Raw genomic sequence first — 23,319 nt, 5'->3', positions numbered from 1 at the left:
GACGCCATGAGTTCCGGAGAGCCTGTCTCACTGGGCCTCCCCGAGGTGCCGGTCCGACCTCTGGCTGTACGGCGCGTCAGCCGTCAGATCCAGGTCGGACCGGTGGCCGTGGGGGGCGGTGCGCCGGTGTCCGTGCAGTCGATGACGACGACGCGGACCTCCGACATCGGGGCCACGCTGCAGCAGATCGCCGAACTGACCGCCTCCGGCTGCCAGATCGTGCGCGTGGCGTGCCCCACGCAGGACGACGCCGACGCGCTCGCTACCATCGCGCGCAAGTCGCAGATCCCCGTCATCGCGGACATCCACTTCCAGCCGAAGTACGTGTTCGCCGCGATCGACGCCGGGTGCGCGGCAGTGCGCGTGAACCCGGGCAACATCAAGAAGTTCGACGACCAGGTCAAGCAGATCGCCCGGGCCGCGTCCGACGCGGGCACCCCGATCCGGATCGGCGTCAACGCCGGTTCGCTCGACCGGCGGCTGCTGAAGAAGTACGGGAAGGCGACGCCGGAGGCGCTCGTCGAGTCGGCGCTGTGGGAGGCGTCGCTCTTCGAGGAGCACGGGTTCCGTGACATCAAGATCTCCGTCAAGCACAACGACCCGGTGGTGATGGTCAACGCGTACCGGCAGCTCGCCGCCGCGTCCGACTATCCGCTGCACCTCGGGGTGACGGAGGCGGGGCCCGCCTTCCAGGGCACGATCAAGTCCGCTGTGGCCTTCGGGGCGTTGCTCAGTGAAGGCATCGGTGACACCATCCGCGTCTCACTGTCCGCGCCGCCCGCCGAGGAGGTGAAGGTCGGTATCCAGATCCTGGAGTCGCTCGGCCTGCGCCAGCGGCGCCTGGAGATCGTGTCGTGCCCCTCCTGCGGCCGGGCCCAGGTCGACGTGTACAAGCTCGCCGACGAGGTGAGCGCCGGGCTCGACGGCATGGAAGTGCCGCTGCGCGTGGCCGTCATGGGGTGTGTGGTGAACGGTCCTGGCGAGGCCCGCGAGGCCGACCTCGGGGTCGCCTCCGGCAACGGCAAGGGGCAGATCTTCGTGAAGGGCGAGGTCGTCAAGACCGTGCCCGAGTCGAAGATCGTGGAGACGCTCATCGACGAGGCGATGAAGATCGCGGAGCAGATGGAGCAGGACGGCGTCGCGTCGGGACAGCCCGACGTCACCGTGAGCTGAGTTCTTGAGGACGGACGGGAAGGGGGCTCGAGCGTGACGATTCTGGAAAACATCCGGGGGCCGCGCGACCTGAAGGCGCTGAGCGAGGAGGAGCTCGACGAACTGGCCGCCGAGATCAGGGAGTTCCTGATCCACGCGGTCGCGAGGACCGGCGGTCACCTCGGGCCCAACCTGGGCGTGGTGGAACTCTCCATCGCGCTGCACCGGGTCTTCGAGTCGCCCGTCGACCGCCTGGTCTGGGACACCGGCCACCAGAGCTATGTGCACAAGCTTTTGACGGGCCGTCAGGACTTCTCCAAGCTGCGCGGCAAGGGCGGCCTGTCCGGCTATCCCTCGCGCGAGGAGTCCGAGCACGACATCGTGGAGAACAGCCACGCCTCCACCGCGCTCGGCTGGGCCGACGGCCTCGCCAAGGCGCGGCAGGTGCAGGGCGAGCGCGGGCACGTCGTCGCCGTCATCGGTGACGGGGCGCTGACCGGCGGCATGGCCTGGGAGGCGCTGAACAACATCGCGGCCGCCAAGGACCGCCCGCTCATCATCGTCGTCAACGACAACGAGCGGTCCTACGCACCGACCATCGGCGGCCTCGCCAACCACCTGGCGACCCTGCGCACCACCGACTCGTACGAGAAGGTGCTGGCCTGGGGCAAGGACGTCCTGCTGCGGACCCCCGTCGTCGGGCCCACGGTGTACGAGTCGCTGCACGGCGCCAAGAAGGGCTTCAAGGACGCGTTCGCGCCGCAGGGCATGTTCGAGGACCTGGGCCTGAAGTACGTGGGGCCGATCGACGGACACGACCTGGGGGCGGTCGAGTCCGCGCTGCGTCGCGCGAAACGCTTCCACGGACCGGTACTCGTGCACTGCCTCACCGAGAAGGGGCGCGGCTACGAGCCCGCGCTCGCGGACGAGGCCGACCGGTTCCACACCGTCGGCGTGATGGACCCGCTCACCTGCGAGCCGCTCGCGCCCTCCAACGGGCCTTCCTGGACCTCCGTGTTCGGGGACGAGATCGCCGCGATCGGGCGGGAGCGCGAGGACGTCGTCGCCATCACCGCGGCCATGCTGCACCCGGTGGGGCTGACCAAGTTCGCCGAGCAGTTCCCCGACCGGGTGTGGGACGTCGGGATCGCCGAGCAGCACGCCGCCGTGTCGGCCGCCGGGCTCGCGACGGGCGGGCTGCACCCCGTGGTCGCCGTCTACGCGACCTTCCTCAACCGCGCCTTCGACCAGCTGCTGATGGACGTCGCCCTGCACAAGTGCGGGGTGACCTTCGTGCTCGACCGGGCCGGCGTGACCGGCGTCGACGGGGCCTCGCACAACGGCATGTGGGACATGTCCGTCCTGCAGGTCGTGCCGGGTCTGCGGATCGCCGCGCCGCGCGACGCCGATCAACTCCGGCTGCAGCTGCGGGAAGCCGTCGCCGTGGACGAGGCGCCGACCATGCTGCGCTTCCCCAAGGAGTCCGTGGGCCCGCAGATCCCGGCGATCGACCGGATCGGCGGCATCGACGTCCTGCACCGGACGGACGCCCCGCGCGTCCTGCTCGTCTCCGTCGGCGTCATGGCTCCCGTGTGTCTGCAGGCCGCCGCGCTCCTGGAGGAGCGCGGCATCAACTGCACGGTCGTGGACCCCCGTTGGGTCAAGCCCGTCGACCCCGACCTCGCGCCGCTGGCCGCCGCGCACGAACTCGTTGCCGTCGTGGAGGACAACTCCCGTGCGGCGGGCGTCGGTTCGGCCGTCGCCCTCGCCCTCGGGGAGGCCGAAGTCGACGTACCCGTACGGCGGTTCGGGATTCCCGAGCAGTTCCTGGCGCACGCCAAGCGGGGCGAGGTGCTCGCCGACATCGGCCTGACCCCCGTGGAGATCGCGGGGCGGATCGGCACCAGCCTGTCATTGAAAGCCGGCAAGGAGAACGACGTATGAGCAAGGAGTTCGACCTCGGCACGCTGCTGGCCGAGCGCGGTGCCGAACGGTACGAGCTGCACGCCAAGTACCTCAACCACCAACTGCCGAAGATGCTGCACACCATTGGATTCGACCGTGTCTACGAGCGGGCCGAGGGTGCGCACTTCTGGGACGCGGACGGCAACGACTACCTGGACATGCTCGCCGGGTTCGGGGTCATGGGCCTCGGCCGGCACCACCCCGTCGTCCGCAAGGCGCTGCACGACGTCCTCGACGCCTCGCTCGCCGACCTGACCCGGTTCGACTGCCAGCCGCTGCCGGGGCTGCTCGCCGAGAAGCTGCTCACGCACAGCCCGCACCTGGACCGGGTGTTCTTCGGCAACAGCGGCACGGAGGCGGTGGAGACCGCGCTCAAGTTCGCCCGGTACGCCACCGGCAAGCCCCGCGTCCTGTACTGCGCGCACTCCTTCCACGGGCTGACGACGGGCTCGCTGTCGGTCAACGGCGAGGACGGGTTCCGCGACGGATTCGCGCCGCTGCTGCCCGACACCGCCGTTCCCCTCGGTGATCTCGACGCCCTGGCAAGGGAGTTGAAGAAGGGCGACGTCGCCGCGCTCATCGTCGAGCCGATCCAGGGCAAGGGCGTGCACGAGGCGCCGCCCGGCTATCTGCGGGCCGCGCAGGAACTCCTGCACAAGCACAAGGCGCTGCTCATCGCCGACGAGGTGCAGACCGGTCTCGGACGGACCGGCGACTTCTACGCGTACCAGCACGAGGACGGTGTCGAGCCGGACCTCGTGTGCGTGGCGAAGGCGCTCTCCGGCGGCTACGTGCCGGTCGGCGCGACCCTCGGCAAGGACTGGATCTTCAAGAAGGTCTACTCGTCCATGGACCGCGTCCTCGTCCACTCGGCGAGCTTCGGCTCGAACGCGCAGGCCATGGCCGCGGGGCTCGCCGTCCTGTCCGTCATGGAGGACGAGGAGACCGTCGCCAACGCGCGGGTGATGGGGGACCTGCTGGCGTCCCGGCTCTCCGCCCTCATCGACCGCTACGAGCTGCTGAGCGACGTCCGCGGCCGCGGGCTGATGATCGGCATCGAGTTCGGCAGGCCCAAGTCCCTGAAGCTGCGCAGCCGTTGGACCATGCTGCAGGCCGCGCGCAAGGGCCTGTTCGCGCAGATGGTCGTCGTGCCGCTGCTGCAGAAGCACCGGATCCTGACCCAGGTCTCCGGCGACCACCTCGAAGTCATCAAGCTCATCCCGCCGCTCGTCGTGGACGAGGCCGACGTCGAACGGTTCGTCGAGGCGTTCACCGCCGTCATGGATGACGCGCACAGCGGGGGCGGCCTGATGTGGGACTTCAGCAAGACGCTCATCAAGCAGGCGGTCGCCAACCGCTGACCGTTCGCTCCGGGACTCGGAGGCGCCTTTCCCGCCTTGCCTCTGAGGCAAGAAAGTTGCCGCACAGGCAGGGCTCTGGCTGAATCGTCAGCATGAGCCCTGCCCTCCCGGCGGAGAGCCCGGAGCCCCCGGAGCTGCCCGCCGTCGCGCCCCAGCTGCGCGCCCTGCGCCGCCGCGCCGCCCTCACGCTCGAGGTGGCGGCCCGCTCCGCCGGCCTGTCGCCGGCGCATCTGTCCCGCCTGGAGACCGGTCAGCGTCAGCCGTCGCTGCCGATGCTGCTCCTGCTCGCTCGTACCTACGGTACGACGGTCTCCGAACTGCTCGGCGAGACCCCCGCAGACCGGGACGCCGTGGTCCGCGCCCGCGCCATGGAGCCCACCGAGGCCGGCGGCTGGACCTACTTCCAGGCCGGCGCCCCGGGGCGCGGGATGCAGGCGCTGCGCGTCCACATCCCGCACGGGTCGCAGGGCGACATGGTGCGGGTCCACCCCGGCGAGGAGTGGCTCTACGTCCTTCAGGGGCGGCTGCGGCTGCGCCTCGGGGACACGTCGTACCGGCTCGACCCCGGGGACAGCGCGCACTTCGACTCGCTCACCCCGCACCGGCTCGCGGCCGCGGACGAGGGCGGGGCCGAGCTCCTCTTCGTACACACCCTTCTCCAGAGCCCGACCGCCGCGCTGTGCCTCGGCCCGGCGGCCGGCCAGATCCGGGAGGTCTGACCGTGAGCGAACACCGCGACATCGAGGACAAGCTGCCCCGCGGCATCTGGATCCGGGTCCTCGTGTACGTCTTCGCGGGGCATGCCCTCGCGGCCTTCATCTATCTGCTCTTCATGCTGGGCGGCGGCCAGTAGGAGCCCGGTCCGGTCAGGGCTCAGTCCAGCAGGCGCTCGCGGAGCCGGTCGCGCTCGGCCGCGGTGAGGCGCAGACCCTCTTCGAGGTAGCGGTCCGTGCTGCCCCAGGTCTGCTCGATGGTGTCGAACGCCGCGTTCAGATAGGTGGCGCGGGCGTCGAAGAGGGGGCTGAGCAGCTCCATGATCTCGGGGGAGTAGGCGTCGCTGCCCGCGGTGCCGCTGCGGCGGACCTTGTAGCGGCGGTGCTTCTCGTTGGACTTCAGGTAGTCCGCCTCGATGGCGTCGCGCTCCACGCCCACGGCGAGCAGCGTCACCGCGATCGACAGGCCCGCGCGGTCCTTGCCCGCCGCGCAGTGCATCAGGGCCGGCGTGCTGTCCTCGGCCATCGCATGCAGGACGTGGCTGTGCTCTGCGGTGCGCTCCGTGACGATCGTGCGGTACGAGCCGATCATGCGGTCGGCGGCGCGGCCCTCGCCGAGCAGGGTGCGTAGCTGCTCTATGTCGCCCTCGCGGACCATCTCCCAGAACCCGGCGCCGTCCGCCGGGTCGGACAGCGGCAGGTTCACGTTGCGCACACCGGGGAGCTCGACGTCGGCGCCCTCGAGCCGCTGGTCGGCGGCGTTGCGGAAGTCGAAGATCGTGTGCAGGCCGAGCGTGGTCAGGAACGCCGCGTCCTCGTCCGTGGCGTGCGCCAGGTGACCGCTGCGGTAGAGCACGCCCGGGCGCACGCGCCGGCCGTCCACGGTGGGGAGGCCGCCCACGTCCCGGAAGTTGCGCACTCCGCTCAGCTCGGGCTCGGTGGACGGGGCGTGCTGCGTCACGGGGGCTCCTCCCGGTCGGGTCGCGGGCGTGAATCGCCCGCCGCGCGTTCCTGACGATACGACATGGGTTCCCAGGGCAACGATCTGTCCGAATTGATCCGTTCTTGGCTAACTGTCCCTAATTCACGGGGGGTTGAGAGACGGCGCGTGAGCAGGCTCATAACCGTGACGGTCCGTGGTTGCCGTCCCGGATTTCCCTCCCGGAAATTCCCGCAGGTAAGGCACCGGTAAAGCAGGGCCGTCGACGCAGGGTGACACAGGGAACTCTCAGACGATCAAGAAAGTGGCACCGCGGGTGAATTCGCCGCTTGTCGCCGTCATTCCCACTGCCTTACGGTCGCCAATCACTCCGGTCGGAACGCCTAGTCCTGCCACCGATCCGGATTTCCGAACCACGACCCGTGACGGCAGGAGCGGGGGACCCACAGGCAGTACGCCGCCCGGGAATTCCCCATGCGGCTAGGGGTGAAGCCGTGCCCGTTCCCCGGGCCCGGCCGGACATCTCCAGTCCGAACCCGACAGCTCACCTCGTAGGCGACGGAGAGGAAATCCGCCATGCCCGCCAAGGGAAAGCACCGCCGTTCCACGTCCCGCCGCTTCACCCGTGCCGCCGCCGTCGCCTCGGCCGGTGGCGCCGCGCTCGCCCTGCCGCTGATCGGTGCCACCGGCGCCCACGCGGCCACGGCCGACACCACCGCGAAGACGTACACGGTCAAGGCCGGTGACACGCTCTCGAAGATCGCCAAGGCGCAGGACGTCGACGGCGGCTGGAAGAAGCTGTACGCGGCCAACAAGAGCGTGGTCGGTGCGAACGCCGAGCTCATCAAGCCGGGCATGAAGCTCACGCTGGACGGCGCGGCCGCCAAGGGCTCCGCCACCACGGCCACGACGGCGAGCGCCACCACCACCGCCGACTTCGTGAAGCCGGTCGACGGCACCGAGGGCACCGCCTACCACCAGTCCGGCTCCATGTGGTCCAGCGGCTACCACACCGGCACCGACTTCGTCGTGCCCACGGGCACCGGCATCAAGGCCGTCGGCGCCGGCACCGTCGTCTCGGCCGGCTGGGACGGCGCGTACGGCAACGAGGTCGTCATCAAGCACGCCGACGGCTACTACTCCCAGTACGCCCACATGTCGTCCCTCGGCGTCTCCGCCGGGCAGACCGTGACCGCGGGCCAGCAGATCGGCCTGTCCGGTGCGACCGGCAACGTCACGGGCCCGCACCTGCACTTCGAGATCCGCACCTCGCCGAGCTACGGCTCGGACGTCGACCCGCTGGCGTACCTGCGCTCGCACGGCGTCTCCGTCTGACGGTCCCGTCCGACCGGTCTGCCCGTCCGACCGGTCTGCCCGACCGGCCGGTCCGCGAGGCCGCTCCACGCGCGATCCACTCGGCACCCGGGGATATTCCCCGGGTGCCGAGTGGGTTTTCTCACCACCCGTCAACCCCTCCCTACGATCGCGTAGGTCACATCCGAGGGTGAAAGATGTGTGGTCGTGGCAAACGAATCGAGATCACTCAGCGGCGGCACGATTCGGTCCTACGCGGCGGTGGGGGACAGCTTCACCGAAGGCGTCGGGGACCCTGGGCCGGACGGGAACTTCGTGGGGTGGGCCGACCGGCTCGCCGTCCTCCTGGACGACCGCGTGCCCGAGGACACCTTCCAGTACGCGAACCTCGCCGTGCGCGGCAAGCTCATCGACCAGATCGTCGAGGACCAGGTCCCGCGGGCGATCGACCTCGCCCCCGACCTGGTGACGCTGGTCGCCGGCGGGAACGACATCATCCGGCCCGGCACCGACCCGGACGACGTGGCCGAGCGCTTCGAGAAGGCCGTGGCCCGGCTCTCCGAGGCTGTGGGGACCGTCATGGTCGCGACCGGCTTCGACACCCGGGACGTGGCCGTCCTCAAGCATCTGCGCGGCAAGATCGCCACGTACAACATGCACGTGCGCGCGATCGCCGACCGGTACGACTGCCCCGTGCTCGACCTGTGGTCCCTCAAGTCCATCCAGGACCGCCGGGCCTGGGACGAGGACCGGCTGCACCTGTCGGCCGAGGGGCACACCCGGGTCGCCCTGCGCGCAGGTCAGGCGCTCGGCCTCGAGGTGCCCGCCGATCCGGAGCAGGCCTGGCCGCCGCTGCCGCCGCGCGGCACCTTGGAGGTGCGGCGCGACGACATCCACTGGGCGCGGGAGTTCCTCGTGCCGTGGATCGGGCGGCGGCTGCGCGGCGAGTCCTCCGGCGACCGGGTGGAGGCGAAGGGGTTCCTGGACCCGCACACCATCAAGGCGCACCTGGAGTCCGCCTCCTGACAGGGGTCTTCCTGGGACGGGTCCTCGTGAGAGGGGTCCTGTCCCGCCGGTGAGGTGACCGGGCGGAGTGGCGTGCGCGGGCCGGGTGTGCGCGGGTGCTGGGATGTCGGCTGCCCGCCGTCCGGCGGGCCCGACCGGGAAGGACCCCGATCCCATGTCTGTACGCACCCGCCACTGCGCCGCGCTCGCCGTGGCCCTGCTCGCCGTCGGACTGCCCGCGGTTCCCGCCGTCGCCGCGCAGGGGGCACCGCCCGCGGCGAGCGCCGTGGCGCCCAGGCCCACGACCCTGACCGTGACCGGGGAGGGGCTGGCCAGTGCGGCGCCCGACATGGCGACCGTGACGGCGGGCGTCGAGGTCAAGGGCGGCACCGCGAAGGAGGCCCTGGCCGCGCAGAGCCGCGCCGCCGACGCACTGCTTGCCGCCGTGCACAAGGCGGGTGTCGCCGACCGCGACGTCCGCACCGAGAGCCTGTCCCTGTCCGCCGTGTACGAGACCGGACCCGAGCCGGGCGCCGCCCCGAAGCTCACCGGGTACCAGGCCGCGCAGGGATTCTCCGTGAAGGTCCGCGCGCTGAAGAAGACCGGCGCCGTCATCCAGGCCATCGTGGACGCCACCGGTGACGCGGGCCGGGTCAACGCGGTTGTCTTCGACGTCGCCGACCCGAGCCGGCTGCGCGCCGACGCCCGGGCGGCCGCGCACGCCGACGCACACGAAAAGGCCGTCCAGTACGCCGAGTTGAGCGGGCGCAAGCTCGGCCGGCTGGTCTCGCTGGACGAGGGCGCGAGCGGCCGCCCGCGCCCGGTGGCGATGCCCGCCGTCGCCTTCGACGAGTCCGCGGCGAAGGTGCCGGTGGCGCCCGGCGAGATCGAGGACGAGGTGAGCGTGACGGCGGTCTACGAGCTGAACTGACGCCACGCGGGCGGGTGCACGGGAGGGTGAACGGGCGGTCAGGATTGGTCCAAGTGTTCGTCAGGAACCTTGGAGCGCAGGGCAGTTGATGTTTGTGTGACGCGTCCGAGCTGCGCACGACCGTCCCGGGGGAGCCCGTCATGCCCAGGCAGCCACGTCCCGGCCTGATCCTGGCCACCGTCCTCGTCGGTACGTTCATGGCCATCCTCGACGTGGCGATCGTCAACGTCGCGGTGCCCGCCATCCGTACCGATCTGCACACCGGCTACGGCGGCGTGGAGCTGGTCATCTCCGCGTACACGATCACGTACGCCTGTCTGCTCGTGACCGGCGGGCGGCTCGGTGATCTGCTGGGCCGCAAACGGATGTTCATCGCCGGGCTGCTCGTGTTCGCGGCCGCCTCCGCACTGTGCGGGGCGGCCGCGAACGTCGAAGTCCTCGTCGCCGCACGGGCGTTGCAGGGCATCGGTGGCGCGCTGCTCTACCCGCAGGTGCTCGCCATCATTCAGACCACGTACGACGGGGAGCGACGCGGGCGGGCGCTCGGCACCTTCGGTGCGGTCATCGGGATCGCGTCCATCGCGGGCCAGTTGGTCGGGGGCTCGCTGCTCGCGCTCGATCCGTTCGGGCTCGGCTGGCGCTCGGTCTTCCTCGTCAACGTGCCCCTCGGTGTGCTCGCCGCGCTGGCCGCCCTGCGCGTGCTGCCCGCCGACCAACCCGCCGAGGACACCACGATCGACCGCGGCGGCGTCGGGCTCGGCGTGGCGTTCCTGCTGCTGCTCTCCGTACCGCTCCTCGAGGGCCGCGATCTGGGCTGGCCGCTCTGGCTGGACGTGGCGCTCGTCGCGGCGCTGCCCGTGGGGTGGGCGTTCGTCACGTACGAGCGCAAGGTCGCCGCGGCGGGTGGGCAACCGCTGGTGCGGATGGAGCTCTTCCGCAACCGCGGCTTCGCGCTCGGGGTACCCGCCGCGGCGCTGTTCATGGCCGCGTACGCGGGCTATCTGCTCACCCTCGCCGTCCACCTGCAGACCGGGCTCGGCTACTCGCCGCTGCGCTCCGCGCTCACCTTCACGCCCGGCGCCGTCGGCTTCTTCCTCACCTCGCTGGCCGCGCCCCGGATCGTGCCGCTGCTCGGCAAGCACGTCCTGACGTTCGGCATGGTCACCGCCGCGCTCGGCCTGCTCGGGGCCGCGGCGACCGTCGCCGCGGCGGGGGCGGACCTCCAACCCTGGCAGCTGGCGCCGATGTTGCTGGTCACCGGGCTCGGGCAGGGGTGTGCGATGAGCCCGCTCGTCGGCACGATCATCGCCGGGGTGCCGCCACGCGACGCCGGTTCAGGGGCGGGCGTGGTCACCACCACGCTCCAGACGGGCAATGTGCTGGGCGTCGCACTCGGCGGCCTGCTCTTCTTCACCGTCCTCGGCGACGGCCGCACGGGTGCCGACTCGGCCCACGCCTTCGCGGTCGTGCTGCCGGTGTGCGCGGCCCTGCTGCTGCTCGGCGCGGTGTGCATCGCCCGCTTCCCCGCGCCGGTCGGAGAGGCGTCGAACGCCCTGGTGGAGCGACTGCCCGGGTGGGCGAGCGGCTTCGCGTACTCGATGTTCCTGGCCAGCGGCGGACGGATCGGCGACCGGCTCTTCGCCGACGTCCTGCGGCACGTGCGCGAGCGCAGACTGCGCCGCGTCGAGGAGGCCCCCGAGGGCTTCGGCGACTTCCTCGCCTACCACTACGGGGCCCTGGCCGAGGACGCCGCCTGGCTGGCGTACCTCCAGCGCGAGGCGCTCGCCCACGCCGACGGAACGGTGCCGCACGAAGCGGAGCGGGTGCCCGCGCTGCGCGCCCAGGTCGAGGAGGTGCGCCGCCGGCAGAGCGCGGGCCGGCTGCCCGCAGACCTCGACCCGGAACTGCTGCGCCTGCTCGGCTTCGCCGTCGCCAGCTACCCCCGGCTGCTTCCGCAGATCACCCGCATGGTGACGGGCTTCGCGCCGGACGACCCGGGGTTCGTGGAGCGCTGGACGGCGTTCCTGCGGAAGGTCGGGGCGCGCTTCGAGGCGGAAGAGGGAGCGGGGGACGTGGTGCGAGGGGACCGGGGCTAGCTCCCGGTCCGTGTCAACTCGGCCCGGTCCAGGCCCAGTTCGCGTGCCAGTGCCTCGTCCACCCACTCCTGCGTACGGGCCCGGGACACGCCGCCCTCGTACGCCGTCATCTGCACGGCCAGGCCGTCGAGCAGGGCGGTCAGGCGCAGGGCCGTCGCCGTCGGGTCGGGGCAGGTGAACTCGCCCGCCGCCACGCCCTCGGTGACGACCTCGGCGAGCGCCGCCTTCCACTGCCGGTCGAGGTCGCGCGTCACGTCGCGCAGTGCGGGCTCGCGCAGGGAGACCGCCCAGCCCTCGATCCACAGGCGCCAGCCCTTGGCCTGGCCCGTCGGGGCGTACCAGCGCACCGCCGCCCGCAGCCGCTTGAGCGCCGTGGTGCGCCGGCCGAGCAGCTTGCGCAGCCGGGCCAGGTCGTCCTCGGCCGCGTACGTGAACGCCGCCGACACGAGTTGCTCCTTGGTCGAGAAGTGGTACAGCACCAGCGCGTTGCTCACGCCCAGCGCCGATGCCACGTCGGCGATGCGCACGGCGGCGACCCCGCGCGCCTCGATCTGCTCGATGGCGGCCCGCAGCAGCTCCTCGCGCCGCTCGGCCACGCTCAACCGGACTCTGGTCACGTGGTCACCCTAGTTGTTCACGCGGCGGGGGTGGCATGCAGGCGGCGTGCGGGCAGGCGGCGGGCCGCGTGCGCAGCGGCTTCGTGCAGGAGTCTTGACACCCTCTTGATGGGCGCGCCACAGTCCCTCCTACTCCCCTCTACTGACTGGCTGTTCAGTCAATAGCCGGTCGACGGAGGGGCTGTCGTCCCCGCCGGAGCAGTCCTGTCGCCGCCAGGAGCATCCCCGTGACCCAAGCGCCGCCCGTCCCCCCGAACCCGTCCGCCGCCGAGGCGCCCGACCTCTCCGCAGCCCTCGGCGAGCAGCGCTCCCGGCTGCGCAAGGATCTGCGCCGCCTGGACGTGCTGTTCTTCCTCATCTGCACCCTCGTCGGACTCGACACCATCGGCTCGGTCGCGGCCCAGGGCCCGCAGGGGCTGACCTGGATGGCGATCCTGGCCCTGGTCTTCTTCCTCCCGTACGGCCTGCTCGTCGCCGAACTGGGCTCCGCCTTCCCCGTGCAGGGCGGCCCGTACGTGTGGACGCGGCTCGCCTTCGGCCGGCTCGTCGCCGGGGTCAACCAGCTCCTGTACTGGATATCCAACCCGGTCTGGGTGGGCGGCAGCCTGTGCATCATCGCGCTCACGACCTGGGAGGAGTTCTTCACGCCGCTGCCGGGAGCGTGGAAGTACGTCGGCGGGCTGCTGTTCATCTGGGGCGGTGCGCTCGCCGTCGTACAGTCCGTGCGCATCGGCAAGTGGGTGCCCATCGCGGGCGCCGTCGCGCGCATCGTGCTGCTCGGCTTCTTCCTCGTCTCCGTGGTCGTCTTCGCCGCCGAGCACGGCGTGCACGCGCTGCCCGCGGGCGAATTCACGCCTACGTATGCGGGCTTCGTCGCTCTGGTTCCCGTGCTCATCTTCAATTACGTGGGCTTCGAACTGCCCAGCTCGGCCGCCGAGGAGATGACGAACCCGCGCCGCGACATCCCCCTGTCGATCCTGCGCTCCGGGCTCGCCGCCGTGCTCCTGTACGGCGGCCCCATCCTCGGCATCCTGTTCGTCCTGCCGGGCAAGGAGATCGGCAGCCTCGGCGGGTTCATCGACGCGTGCAAGGCCGTCTTCACCGTCTACGGAGGATCGGTCGCCGCCGACGGCACGGTCACGCTCACCGGGCTCGGCGCCGTCTTCGGCGGGGTCGCCGCCGCGGGACTCATCGTCGGGCTGCTCACCTCGGGCGTCACCTGGGCGATGGGCGCCCACCGGGCGCAGGCCGTGGCGTGCGCGGACGGGGCCGGGCCCGCCTGGCTCGGGCACATCTCCGAGAAACACGGCACGCCGGTACGGGTCAACCTCCTGTCCGCGGTGCTCGGTTCGCTCCTGTTCGTCGTCGCCCTCAACCTCACCGGCGGCAACGGCGAGAAGTACTTCGCGGCCGGCCTCGGCCTGACGATCTGCACCACCTTCATCTCGTACGTGATCACGTTCCCGAGCCTCGCCGTCCTGCGCCGCAAGTACCCCGACCAGCCCCGCCCGTACGCCGTGCCCGGCGGCCGGACGGGCGCCCGGGTCGTGAGCCTGCTGGCCACCGCGTTCGTGGCGTTCACGGTGGTCGTGCTGGTCTGGCCGGGATTCGGGGTGGGCTGGTTCGGCACGGCGGGCAGCGCGGCGGACTCGCTGCCCGCGTCCTTCGCCGGGCAGCGGCTCGCGTACACGCTCAGCCAGGTGGTGCCGCTCGCGCTGTTCATCGGCATCGGCCTCGTCTTCTACGCCTGCGGGGCGCGGGCCCGCAGGGGCGGCGCCGCTACCGACCCGGGAACTGGTAGTCGCGGCTGATCCGGCCGTCCTCGTCCACGGTCACGAACTCCAGTCCGCCGCCCGTCACTTCACCCGAGGCGACGAGGACGGTCTGCCAGCGGAACGTGACCACGTCCTCCAGTGCGACCGCGGTGTCGGGCGCGGCCCGGAACGTGTACTCGCCGGTCGCCACGAACTCCTCGTGGGCGCGCGCGACCCGGGCCTCCAGCTCGTCGAGGCCGCGCGCCGTGAGGGCGGGCTGCGCGAAACCGATGCGCCGCGCCTCCTCGATCATCTCCTGCGGCGGCTGCAGCACATGGACCCCGTCGGGCGCCCAGAGGTCGGACACGGCCTTGCGGCGCTGATCGGGGTCGGGCTCGTTCCAGACGGCGGCGTAACGGGCGGCCAGGTCCTGTGCGTCGATGTGCGGCACGGTTCCTCCTCGTACGGAATGCGGTGTGGTCGGGAATGCCCTGAGCGCGGGAATGCCCTGTGCTCAGGACTGTGCCGCTCTGCCGGGTATCGCCTCAATTCCCGGCAGGGAATGGCCGATCGGCCCGGCATCGGGTAGACACGGGCCGGTGACCACGGAGACGACGCGACGGCCTGACCTCGGCGAAGCACTGCGCTCATGGCGAGTGCGGCGCAGGGTCAGCCAGTTGGAACTCGCCACGCGCGCGGGCACCACCCAGCGTCATGTGAGCTTCATAGAGAGCGGGCGTTCGGCGCCGGGCCGCGGAATGGTCGTACGCCTCGCGGAGGCGCTGCAGGTGCCCTTGAGGGAGCGGAACGCGCTCCTACTTGCCGCCGGTTACGCGCCCGCCTACAAGGAGACGCGGTTCGGCGATCCCGGCCTGGCCGCGGTCCGTAGGGCGCTGGAGCGCATCATGGAGGCGCATCAGCCGTACCCGGCCGTCATCATCGACCGGGGCGCCGACCTCGTGGCCGCCAACGACGCCTTCCACGCGCTGACGCACGGCGTGGACGAGAGCCTGCTGGTGGCGCCGTTCAACCTCGCGCGCGTGCTGCTGCATCCGCGGGGCCTCGCGCCGCGCATCGAGAACTTCGCCGAGTGGGCGTGGCACGTCGTCGACGCGCTGCGCGACGAGTCAGCCGACAATCCGCATCCGCGCACGGCCGAAGTCCTCGCCGAACTGAACTCGTTGATGCCGGAGCGGCCCGCGCGGACCGACCCGGACTACCTCGGCTACGCCGTCCCGCTGCGGCTGCGCTCCCACGTCGGCGAGCTGCGCCTGCTGAGCACGCTCACGCGCTTCGGCACGGCCGTGGACGTCACCGTCGCCGAGCTGCGGCTCGAGGCGTTCCTGCCGCTCGACGACGAGACCGCGCAGCGGCTCAACTCCCTCGCACACCATGGGCGTCCAGGGCGATCGCACCGCCCGGATGCACCAGCAGCGGATTGACCTCCAAGTCGGTGAGCTCGGGGTGGTCGGCGGCTGCCAGGGCCACTGCGCACACGGCCGCCGCGGCCGCCTCCAGATGTACGCCGGGGGCGCCGCGCCAGCCGGTGAGCAGCGGCGCGTGCCGCAACTCCGCCAGCAGGGCACGCGCGCGTGCCGGGGTGAGCGGGGCGAGGGCGAGCGCCGTGTCGGCCTGCAGCTCGGCCGTGACGCCGCCCGCGCCGACCATGACGACCGGGCCGAACGCCGCGTCGCGCCGCACCCCGACGATGAGTTCGCGCGCGTACGCGGGCGTGGCCATCGCCTCGACCGCGTAGCGGGCCGCTCCGGTGGCCGCGCTCATCCGCTCGAACGCGGACCGCAGCGCACGCTCGTCGCCGATGCCGAGCGCGACGCCGCCGGCCTCCGTCTTGTGGGCGAGCCCCATCGCCTTGAGCGCCAGGGGGAAGCCCGTGCGCTGCGCCGCCGCCACGGCCGCGTCCGCGTCGCCGACGAACTCCGCGACAGGAAAGGCGAGTCCGTAGGAGGCGAGCAGCTCGCGGACGCTCTCGTAGCCGCCGTCCTCGAGCTCGTACGTGGGTGCAGGCGCCGTCCGCGTCCGCGCCGGACGCACCGGGGGAGCGGCCGTGTCCAGGCGCGCCGCGGCCGCCAGGGCCGTCGCCGCCTGCTCGACCCGCTCGTAGACGGGAATGCCGCGCTCCCTGAGCACCGTGAGGGCCGGGGTGTCACGGGCCATCGTGTGGACGACGAGCGGGCGGCCCGAGGCGAGCGAGGCGTCGGCGAGGGCCTGGGCGACCTCGCACTCGCGGTCCGCCTGCGCCGGGTGGGCGGTCGCGTAGTCGCCGAAGTAGCCCGTGAGGACGACCGCGTCCGCGTCACCGCTGTGCAGGGCGGTGGCCGCCACGCGCGCGTAGGTGCCCAGGTCGGCCTCGCCCGCACCGGCGAGGTCGACGGGGTTGGCCGTGCCCGCGCCGGACGGCAGGAGTGCGCCGAGGCTCGCGACCGTGTCCGCGGAGAGCGCGGGGACGTCGAGTCCGCGCGCGGCGAGCGCGTCGGCGGCGAGCGCGCCCTGGCCGCCGCTGTCGCCGATGACGGCGATGCGGCGGACGGGAACCGGGGGCCTGCCGCGAGGCGCTCGCCGCTCCCGTACGTCCCGCGCCATCACGTGCACGGCGACGTCCACGAGTTCACCCGCCGAGTCGAGCAGCAGGGCTCCCGCGTCCCGGCAGACCGCGGCGACCGTGGCGTAGGGGCTGACCAGGGCGCCCGTGTGCGAGGCGGCGGCACGGCCCGACGCGGCGCTGCGCCCCACGGTCAGCAGCAGGACCGGCTTCGCAGCGGCGTGAGCGGCAGCCAGGACGTCCGCGAGGCGCCGCCCGTCCCGGAAGTCCTCGACGTACGCGGCGATCGCTCTCGTGGGCTCGTGCGCGATCAGCGACGCCAGTGCGTCCGCGGCGTCGATGTCGCGCTGGTTGCCGAGCGAGACGAACCGGGAGAAGCCCTGGCCCGCGCGCGCGAGGTGGCGGCCGATCTCCAGGGCGAGATTGCCGCTCTGCGAGACCAGGCCGAGGCCGCCCGCGGGGAAGTCGCCCCAGCTGAGCCGTAGTTGGGTCGTGGTGTCGACGACGCCCATGCAGTTGGGGCCGAGGAGGCGGGCCCCGTTCGAGGTGACGAGGTCCGCGAGGGACCGCTCCTCGTCCGTGCTCGCACCGCCGGACGTGATGACCGTGAAGCAGCGCGCCCCGGCGGCGATGCCCTCGGCGACGACCGGCCGCACCTGCCCCGGCGGCACCGCGACGACGACGTGCTCCGGCGGCGCGGGCAGGGACGCGAGGTCCGGCAGGAACGGCTCGCCCTCCAGGTGCCCGCCCCTGCGGTTGACGAGGTGGACGGCGCGCCGGGTGCGGCCCGTCAGCGCGCCCGAGGCCAGCCAGTAGCCCCACTTCGCGGGGTTGTCGGAGGCGCCGACGACGGCCACGGACGCCGGGTCGTACAGCGCGTCCAGGCCGTGCGGTGCGACGGGCGCGGTCACCTGTGCCACCCGAAGCGCTCCGCGATGACCGGCAGCCGGTCCGCCACGATGGCGTGCGCGGCGGCCCGCGGCGTCGTCCCGTCGGCCTCCGCGCGAGCCAGCATCTGGTCGATGAGGGCGCGCATGGAGCGGCGCGTGTGGGCGAACGCCTCGTCCGCGTCCGCGCCGATGTCGCCGAACAGGGTCCACCACCACCAGGCGTTCGTCCCGGAGTTGACGACCACGTCGGGCAGGACCGTGATGCCGCGGCGCGCGAGGAGCTCCTCGGCGTCGGCGAGGACGGGCATGTTGGCCGCCTCCACGATCCAGCGGGCCGTGACGCACGCCTGGTTCGCCGCGTCGATCGCGTAGGACACGGCGGCCGGCACGAGCACCTCGGCGTCGGCCGACAGCCAGGCGTCGCCCGGCAGTTCACGGTCTTCGGGGCGCAGCACCGAGCGGTCCACCGTGCCGTACGCGTCCCGGGCGGCCAGCAGCGCCTCCACGTCCAGCCCCTCGGGGTTCGCGACGGTGCCCTTCAGGTCGGCGACGGCGACCACCTTCAGGCCCGCCCGCGACAGGAAGCGGGCCGTGGCTCCGCCCATGGTGCCCAGGCCCTGCAACGCGACCCGGGTGCCCGCGTACGGGACGCCGGCCCGGTCGAGGGCCACGAGGACCGACTCGGCGACACCGCAGCCGCCCACGAGTTCGTCCAGGCCGATCCCGTCGACGTCCACCGCGAACGCGGCGGCGAGCCGCTCCCGGGCCGCTGTCTCGTCGTCGAGGAGCGGGTACACGGCCTGGATCGAGGAGACGAGGCCCGCCTCAGCGGCCGCCCGGTCCACCAGGTCCTGGGTGAGGCCCAGGTCCTCGCCCGTCGTCCAGAAGGCCTCGATGTACGGGCGCATCGCCTTCAGGTAGCGCACGAGGACGCCGTACGCCTCCGGGGAGCGCGGGTCGCAGTCGATGCCGCCCTTGGCCCCGCCGAGCGGGACGTACCGGCCCTGCGGGTTGTAGTGCAGGGCCTCCTTCATGGTCATGCCGCGCGCGAGCCCCGCCACCTCTGCGAGGGTGCAGCCCGGGCGCATCCGCAGGCCGCCGCTGGACACGCCGCGCACCAGGCGGTCGACCACCAAGTAGCCGGTGCGGCCGGTGACGTGGTCGGTCCAGGTGAGCTCGATCAGCGGTGCGGTGGGGGGCGTGGGGGTGGTCATGAGAGCTCCTCGGGAACGGTGATGAGGGTGGGGCCCGGTGTCGTGAGGGCGCGGGCCAGCAGTGCCGCGAGTTCCCCGGGGGAGTGGGCACGTGCGCCGCGGCCTCCGTAGGCGCGTGCCAGGACGGACAGGTCCACGCGCGCGTGGTCGACCGCGAGAGGACTGTCGCCGCGGGCCGTCATCTCCTCGCGGATCTCGCCGTAGCCCCCGTTGTCGAACACGACCACGGGGAGCGGCAGGTGCAGCTCCGCCGCCGTGGCGAGCTCCTGCACGGTGAACTGCAGGCCGCCGTCGCCGCTGAGGGCGACGACGTGGCGGTCCGGGTGAGCGGCCTTCGCGCCGATGGCCGCGGGCAGGGCGTAGCCGAGCGTGCCGAATCCGGTGGGATGCAGATAGCGGGCCCGAGGGCCCAGGAGGAGGTGCGGCAGGGCTCCGTAGTAGCAGCACTGGGCGCTGTCGGAGGTGACGATCGCGTCCCGCGCGAGGGTGGAGCCGATCGCCTCCAGGTACGGGAGCCAGCGGGCGTCCCGCGGGCCGGTCTCCTCGTTGCGGGTTGCTCTGAGGGTTGCCGCCTCTTGTACGGCGCCCACGGGGGCCCGCGACGGAGCCGCTGATTCACGAAGTCCCTCGCCCCTGAGGGCGTTCAGCGTGGCCTGCGCGTCACCGACGAGGGGGATGTCCGCCGGAGTGCCCGCGTACATCTGTGCCGGGTCGATGTCCAACCGGATCAAGCGGCCCTGAAGGGGCGGGAGTTCCGCCCACAGGTCCGACTCGGCCAGTTCCGTGCCGACCGCCAGGATCACGTCCCGGGTGGACAGCCACTTCTGGATCGCCGGGCTGTGCAGGGACACCCCGAGGGAGAGCGGGTGGCGCTCGTCGACCACGGCCTTGCCGTTCGCCGTCGTGACGACCGGGGCGGTCAACTCCTCGGCCAGGGCGAGGCATGGGACGGCGGCGCCGCGTGCGCCGCCGCCCAGGACCAGGGCCGGGCGCTCGGCGCCGGCCAGGAGTGCGGCCGCGGCCCGCAGCGCCGCCGTGTCGGGGATCCGGGGCCCGGCCGGCGGGGCGAGCCGCACAGGGCCCGCCGGATCCGCCGTCTCCAGGAGGTCGAGCGGGATCTCGAGGTGCACCGGGCGCGGCCGCTCCGTACGGAACAGGGTGAACGCACGTGCCACCGCCGCGCCGATCTCGGCCACCGACGACACCCGGTGGCTGAACGCGGCGACGCCCCGGAGCGCCTCGGTCTGGCTGCGCATCTCGTGCAGCAGGCCCGTCGACTGGCGCGGGTGGCGCAGCGGCATGCCGGGCGAGACCACGAGCAGCGGCACGCTGTCGGAGTAGGCCTGGCCGACCGCCGCCGCGATGTTCAGCAGGGCCGGGCCCGTCGTGGTGATCGCGACACCAGGAGTGCCCGTCACGCGCGCGTGGGCGTCCGCCGCGTACCCGGCGCCCTGTTCGTGGCGTGGGACGATGTGCTCGATGCCGTAGGCCGGCAGGTGCCGGTAGACCTCCAGGTTGTGGGTGCCCGGGATGCCGAACGCGCGACTGACGCCGTGGGCGGCGAGGGCGCGGACGACGGCCTCGCCGCCGGTGAGGACGCGGGGGCTCCCGGTCACAGCGACCTCGAGATGATCAGGCGCATGATGTCGGAGGTGCCCTCCTCGATCTCCTCCAGCCTGGCGTCGCGCATCCACTGCTCGACCGGGAACTCGCGCGAGTAGCCCCAGCCGCCCAGCGTCTGCACCGCGGCCCACGTGCAGTACGCGGCCGTCTCCGAAGCGGTGAGCTTCGCCATCGCGGCCTCGGCGGTGGCGTCGAGCCCCGCGTCCAGGCGCCGGGCCGCACGCCAGGTCATCAGGCGGGACTGCTCGATGCGCGTGCGCATGTCGGCGAGGCGGAAGGCGACCGCCTGGTGCTCGATGATCGGCTTGCCGAACTGCACGCGCGTGCGCGCGTAGTCGCGTGCGTATTCGTAGGCGGCCCGGGCAACTCCGGTGGCCGCGGCGCCCAGGACCGCGCGGGAGACGTCGAAGGTGCGCATCAGCCCGACGAAGCCCTCGCCCTCGGCGCCGAGCCGGTTCTCCTCGGGCACGAACGCGTCGGCGAAGAAGACCTCCCGGCACACGATGGCGCGCTGTCCCATCTTGCGCATCGGCTCGCCGAACGAGACGCCCTCGGCGCCCTTGCGCAGCAGGAAGGCGCTCACGCCGCGCGAGCGCAGCGCGGGGTCCGTCTTGGCGAACACGACGTACTGCTCGGCCTCCCCGGCGTTCGAGATCCATGCCTTCTGGCCGTTGAGGAGGTAGCCGCCCTCGGTGCGGGTGGCGGTCGTGGTGATCGACGCGGCGTCGGAACCCGCGCCGGGCTCGGTGGTCGCGAGCGCCGTCATGGGCGAGTCGGGGCCGGTCAGCGGTGTGAGCCAGGCCCGCTTCTGGTCCTCGGTGCCGAGGGCGAGCACGGGGTCGGCGAAGAACCCGTTCGAGCAGAGCAGATTGCCGATGCCCAGGTCGCCGACGCAGAGCTCCTCCTGGACGAGGACCTGCGTGAAGACGTCCGTGCAGCCGCCGCCCCCGTACGCCTCCGGGAGCATGAAGCCCGTGATGCCGACCTCGGCGGCCTTGCGCCACAGGTCCCACGGCGTCTCGACGTCCGCCTCGTCGACGGCACGCGCGCGTGGACGTATCTCCTTGGCCGCGAACGTGCGCGCGAGATCCACGACGGTGCGCTGTTCGGCGGTGAGGGGGACCAGCTCGGTGGGGAGTTCCGACACGCTGCCTCCAGATGGCTTTACTGAATCGCCAGTCAGTATCTGAAGCGGTCGAGAGCCCTGTCAATGGACGGGCTACTGAATGATGGATCAGTTCATGGCGGCGTGACGGCCGGTGCCGCGAGGGTGCTCCTCAGGGGGACAGGCACGTTGTCCGTGCCGCGGCACATAATGGAGAAACCTGATCGATCAACGGGAGGCGCCGTGCCACGTTCCCTGACAACCGGACTGCGCTCACTGCAGCCCGCCTCCTTCGGCGCCGAGGCCGAGGGTGCGCGCCTGGAGCGGATCCGCACGTCGCCGAACTTCGTGGACGGCTCCTTCCGGAATCCGGAGGACGCACGCACCCGTCCCGACGGGTCCATGCTCGAATTCGCGAAGACCTACTTCCGCAAGGAGGAGCGCGCCCTGCGTGCGCCCACCGGCACCGTCCCGGTGCACGCCACGACCCTCGCGGACCTGGCGAAGCCGGCCGCGAGCGGGCTGCGGATCACCTGGATGGGGCACTCGAGCGTGCTCGCCGAGATCGACGGCGTGCGGGTGCTCTTCGACCCGGTGTGGGGCGAGCGCTGCTCCCCGTTCGCCTTCGCGGGACCCAAGCGGCTGCACCCCGCGCCGCTGCCGCTCGCGGCGCTCGGCCCGGTGGACGTCGTCGTCATCTCGCACGACCACTACGACCACCTGGACATGCCCACGATCAAGGCGCTCACCGGGACGGACACGGTCTTCGCGGTGCCGCTCGGCGTCGGTGCGCACCTGGAGCACTGGGGCGTCCCCGCCGGCCGGCTGCGCGAGCTGGACTGGCACGAGTCGACCGAGGTCCGCGGGGTGACGCTCACCGCGACGCCCGCCCGGCACTTCTGCGGCCGCGGCCTGCGCAATCCGCAGCACACGCTCTGGGCGTCCTGGGTCGCCGCGGGCCCGGACCACCGGGTGTTCCACAGCGGGGACACCGGCTATTTCCAGGGCTTCCGGGAGATCGGGGCGCAGCACGGCCCGTTCGACATCGCCATGATCCAGGTCGGTGCCTATTCGGAGTTCTGGCCCGACATCCACATGACGCCCGAGGAGGGCCTGCGGGCCCACCTCGATCTGCAGGGCGGGCAGCCGGGCGGCGTGCTGATGCCGATCCACTGGGGCACGTTCAACCTCGCCCCGCACGCGTGGGCCGAGCCCGGCGAGTGGACGAAGGACGCGGCCGAGGACGCGGGACAGGCGGTGGCGCTGCCCCGCCCGGGCGAGCCGTTCGAGCCGGGCGGGAAGCTTCCCGTCGACCCGTGGTGGCGGGCCGTGTCCGGGCCCGTCGCGCGGCCCTGGCGCCGCGCCGACGGGTCGGTCGCCGCGCCGCCGGTGCGCGGCGAGCTCGACATGGCGGGCGAGCGGTGAGCGCCTGACCCGCACCCTTGGCCCCCTTGGCCCGCGCCCGTGGCCTGCCCCTGGGCCCGGGCACGGGTCCGGCTCTGGTGTCAGCCCGTCTTCCGGCGCAGCAGCAGGTTCATCGCGGCCATGGTGAGCACGACCTCGCCGTCCTGGTCGAGGACCTCGATGTCCGTGTGCACGATCCCGCGATCCGGCTTCGTGCGCGAGGGCCGGGCACTCTTCACGGTCGTACGGATGGACAGGCTGTCGCCGGGGCGCACGGGCCGGACCCAGCGCAGTTCGTCGACGCCGGGCGAACCCAGGCTCGCGACCTTGCTGACGTAGTGGTCGGCGTAGAGACGCATCATCACGGACGCGGTGTGCCAGCCGCTGGCGATGAGGCCCTTGAAGGGACCGGACGCCGCCGCCTCGGGGTCGGTGTGGATGTCCTGCGGATCGAACTGCGCGGCAAAACGGAGGATCTCTGCCTCCGTCACCGTGATGCTGCCGTAGGTGTACGTCGATCCGGGGACGTAGTCCTCGAAGTACCGTTCCTGTACAGGGGTGTTGAAGTCCGGGCCCAGCGCCGCGGTCGATGAGGTGGTCATCGGCCGCAGTTTAGGGAATGCCTCGCCGCGGTGGGCCCGGAGGGGAGATCGCGGTGGTACGTGCGACGATGCG

At 72.3% G+C, this 23,319-nt stretch carries 20 protein-coding genes and 1 riboswitch; of the genes, 12 read left to right on the top strand and 8 right to left on the bottom strand.

Annotated features, from left to right (window positions below):
* Positions 1 to 6: 6 nt before the first annotated feature.
* From ispG to ACIBUY_RS00855, 5 genes are all read left to right on the top strand, one after another.
* Positions 7 to 1,173, top strand: coding sequence for a flavodoxin-dependent (E)-4-hydroxy-3-methylbut-2-enyl-diphosphate synthase (gene ispG, locus ACIBUY_RS00875; protein ID WP_365562188.1), 1,167 nt, complete (start codon positions 7 to 9; stop codon positions 1,171 to 1,173).
* Between the two features lie 33 nt (positions 1,174 to 1,206).
* Complete coding sequence (dxs, locus tag ACIBUY_RS00870; RefSeq protein ID WP_365562191.1) at positions 1,207 to 3,096, top strand: 1-deoxy-D-xylulose-5-phosphate synthase; 1,890 nt, start codon at positions 1,207 to 1,209, stop codon at positions 3,094 to 3,096.
* Positions 3,093 to 4,478 (top strand): aspartate aminotransferase family protein, encoded by a 1,386-nt coding sequence (locus ACIBUY_RS00865; protein ID WP_365562193.1) that lies wholly within the window; start codon positions 3,093 to 3,095, stop codon positions 4,476 to 4,478. The genes dxs and ACIBUY_RS00865 overlap by 4 nt, the downstream gene beginning before the upstream one ends.
* Positions 4,479 to 4,570: 92 nt before the next feature.
* Entirely contained in the window at positions 4,571 to 5,197 is a 627-nt protein-coding gene (locus tag ACIBUY_RS00860; RefSeq protein ID WP_399151300.1) for a helix-turn-helix domain-containing protein, read from the top strand.
* 2 nt (positions 5,198 to 5,199) lie between these two features.
* The gene (locus ACIBUY_RS00855) at positions 5,200 to 5,331 is read left to right on the top strand and encodes a DUF6126 family protein (protein ID WP_365562197.1); all 132 of its coding nucleotides are present in this window, start codon (positions 5,200 to 5,202) and stop codon (positions 5,329 to 5,331) included.
* A 20-nt stretch (positions 5,332 to 5,351) separates the two neighbouring features.
* On the opposite strand, the gene ACIBUY_RS00850 is transcribed toward ACIBUY_RS00855, so the two are convergent.
* Positions 5,352 to 6,152, bottom strand: coding sequence for a tyrosine-protein phosphatase (locus ACIBUY_RS00850; protein WP_399151299.1), 801 nt, complete (start codon positions 6,150 to 6,152; stop codon positions 5,352 to 5,354).
* Positions 6,153 to 6,532: 380 nt separating this feature from the next.
* A riboswitch (cyclic di-AMP (ydaO/yuaA leader) is annotated at positions 6,533 to 6,702 on the top strand.
* Between the two features lie 5 nt (positions 6,703 to 6,707).
* On the opposite strand from ACIBUY_RS00850, the gene ACIBUY_RS00845 reads away from it, so the two are divergent.
* The 4 genes from ACIBUY_RS00845 to ACIBUY_RS00830 all read left to right on the top strand — a co-directional run bounded on the left by ACIBUY_RS00845 (position 6,708) and on the right by ACIBUY_RS00830 (position 11,477).
* Entirely contained in the window at positions 6,708 to 7,466 is a 759-nt protein-coding gene (locus tag ACIBUY_RS00845) for a peptidoglycan DD-metalloendopeptidase family protein (RefSeq protein WP_399151298.1), read from the top strand.
* Between the two features lie 186 nt (positions 7,467 to 7,652).
* The gene (locus tag ACIBUY_RS00840) at positions 7,653 to 8,471 is read left to right on the top strand and encodes an SGNH/GDSL hydrolase family protein (protein WP_399151297.1); all 819 of its coding nucleotides are present in this window, start codon (positions 7,653 to 7,655) and stop codon (positions 8,469 to 8,471) included.
* Between the two features lie 154 nt (positions 8,472 to 8,625).
* Positions 8,626 to 9,381: an SIMPL domain-containing protein gene (locus tag ACIBUY_RS00835; RefSeq protein WP_365562207.1), complete on the top strand. Its 756-nt coding sequence runs from the start codon at positions 8,626 to 8,628 to the stop codon at positions 9,379 to 9,381.
* A 140-nt stretch (positions 9,382 to 9,521) separates the two neighbouring features.
* On the top strand, positions 9,522 to 11,477 hold the full coding sequence (locus ACIBUY_RS00830) for an MFS transporter (RefSeq protein ID WP_365562209.1): 1,956 nt from the start codon (positions 9,522 to 9,524) through the stop codon (positions 11,475 to 11,477).
* Here the strand turns inward: ACIBUY_RS00830 and ACIBUY_RS00825 are convergent.
* On the bottom strand, positions 11,474 to 12,094 hold the full coding sequence (locus ACIBUY_RS00825; RefSeq protein WP_399151296.1) for a TetR/AcrR family transcriptional regulator: 621 nt from the start codon (positions 12,092 to 12,094) through the stop codon (positions 11,474 to 11,476). The two genes, ACIBUY_RS00830 and ACIBUY_RS00825, sit on opposite strands and share 4 nt — an antisense overlap.
* 227 nt (positions 12,095 to 12,321) lie before the next feature.
* On the opposite strand from ACIBUY_RS00825, the gene ACIBUY_RS00820 reads away from it, so the two are divergent.
* On the top strand, positions 12,322 to 13,905 hold the full coding sequence (locus ACIBUY_RS00820) for an APC family permease (RefSeq protein ID WP_399151295.1): 1,584 nt from the start codon (positions 12,322 to 12,324) through the stop codon (positions 13,903 to 13,905).
* Here ACIBUY_RS00820 and ACIBUY_RS00815 read toward each other — a convergent pair.
* On the bottom strand, positions 13,874 to 14,299 hold the full coding sequence (locus ACIBUY_RS00815; RefSeq protein ID WP_399151294.1) for a hypothetical protein: 426 nt from the start codon (positions 14,297 to 14,299) through the stop codon (positions 13,874 to 13,876). The two genes, ACIBUY_RS00820 and ACIBUY_RS00815, sit on opposite strands and share 32 nt — an antisense overlap.
* 148 nt (positions 14,300 to 14,447) lie before the next feature.
* On the opposite strand from ACIBUY_RS00815, the gene ACIBUY_RS00810 reads away from it, so the two are divergent.
* Complete coding sequence (locus ACIBUY_RS00810) at positions 14,448 to 15,290, top strand: helix-turn-helix transcriptional regulator (RefSeq protein ID WP_365562221.1); 843 nt, start codon at positions 14,448 to 14,450, stop codon at positions 15,288 to 15,290.
* Here the strand turns inward: ACIBUY_RS00810 and ACIBUY_RS00805 are convergent.
* From ACIBUY_RS00805 to ACIBUY_RS00790, 4 genes are read right to left on the bottom strand one after another with little or no spacing between them, the layout of a single operon-like run.
* Complete coding sequence (locus tag ACIBUY_RS00805; protein WP_399151293.1) at positions 15,223 to 17,328, bottom strand: acetate--CoA ligase family protein; 2,106 nt, start codon at positions 17,326 to 17,328, stop codon at positions 15,223 to 15,225. The two genes, ACIBUY_RS00810 and ACIBUY_RS00805, sit on opposite strands and share 68 nt — an antisense overlap.
* Positions 17,316 to 18,512 (bottom strand): Glu/Leu/Phe/Val dehydrogenase dimerization domain-containing protein, encoded by a 1,197-nt coding sequence (locus ACIBUY_RS00800; RefSeq protein WP_365562226.1) that lies wholly within the window; start codon positions 18,510 to 18,512, stop codon positions 17,316 to 17,318. The genes ACIBUY_RS00805 and ACIBUY_RS00800 overlap by 13 nt, the downstream gene beginning before the upstream one ends.
* Entirely contained in the window at positions 18,509 to 20,128 is a 1,620-nt protein-coding gene (locus tag ACIBUY_RS00795; protein WP_399151292.1) for a thiamine pyrophosphate-dependent enzyme, read from the bottom strand. The genes ACIBUY_RS00800 and ACIBUY_RS00795 overlap by 4 nt, the downstream gene beginning before the upstream one ends.
* Positions 20,125 to 21,282 carry an acyl-CoA dehydrogenase family protein gene (locus ACIBUY_RS00790; protein ID WP_399151291.1) on the bottom strand — a complete coding sequence of 386 codons (1,158 nt, stop codon included), beginning with the start codon at positions 21,280 to 21,282 and terminating at the stop codon, positions 20,125 to 20,127. The genes ACIBUY_RS00795 and ACIBUY_RS00790 overlap by 4 nt, the downstream gene beginning before the upstream one ends.
* Positions 21,283 to 21,483: 201 nt before the next feature.
* On the opposite strand from ACIBUY_RS00790, the gene ACIBUY_RS00785 reads away from it, so the two are divergent.
* On the top strand, positions 21,484 to 22,665 hold the full coding sequence (locus ACIBUY_RS00785; RefSeq protein WP_399151290.1) for an MBL fold metallo-hydrolase: 1,182 nt from the start codon (positions 21,484 to 21,486) through the stop codon (positions 22,663 to 22,665).
* Between the two features lie 80 nt (positions 22,666 to 22,745).
* Here ACIBUY_RS00785 and ACIBUY_RS00780 read toward each other — a convergent pair whose 3' ends face one another.
* A complete protein-coding gene (locus ACIBUY_RS00780) occupies positions 22,746 to 23,246 on the bottom strand; it encodes a MaoC family dehydratase (protein ID WP_365562236.1) in 501 nt (166 codons plus the stop codon).
* Positions 23,247 to 23,319 lie beyond the last annotated feature (73 nt).

It is taken from the genome of Streptomyces sp. NPDC050085, from assembly GCF_044460595.1.
Lineage (GTDB): Bacteria > Actinomycetota > Actinomycetes > Streptomycetales > Streptomycetaceae > Streptomyces.
This window is presented reverse-complemented; position numbering and strand designations above follow the sequence as displayed.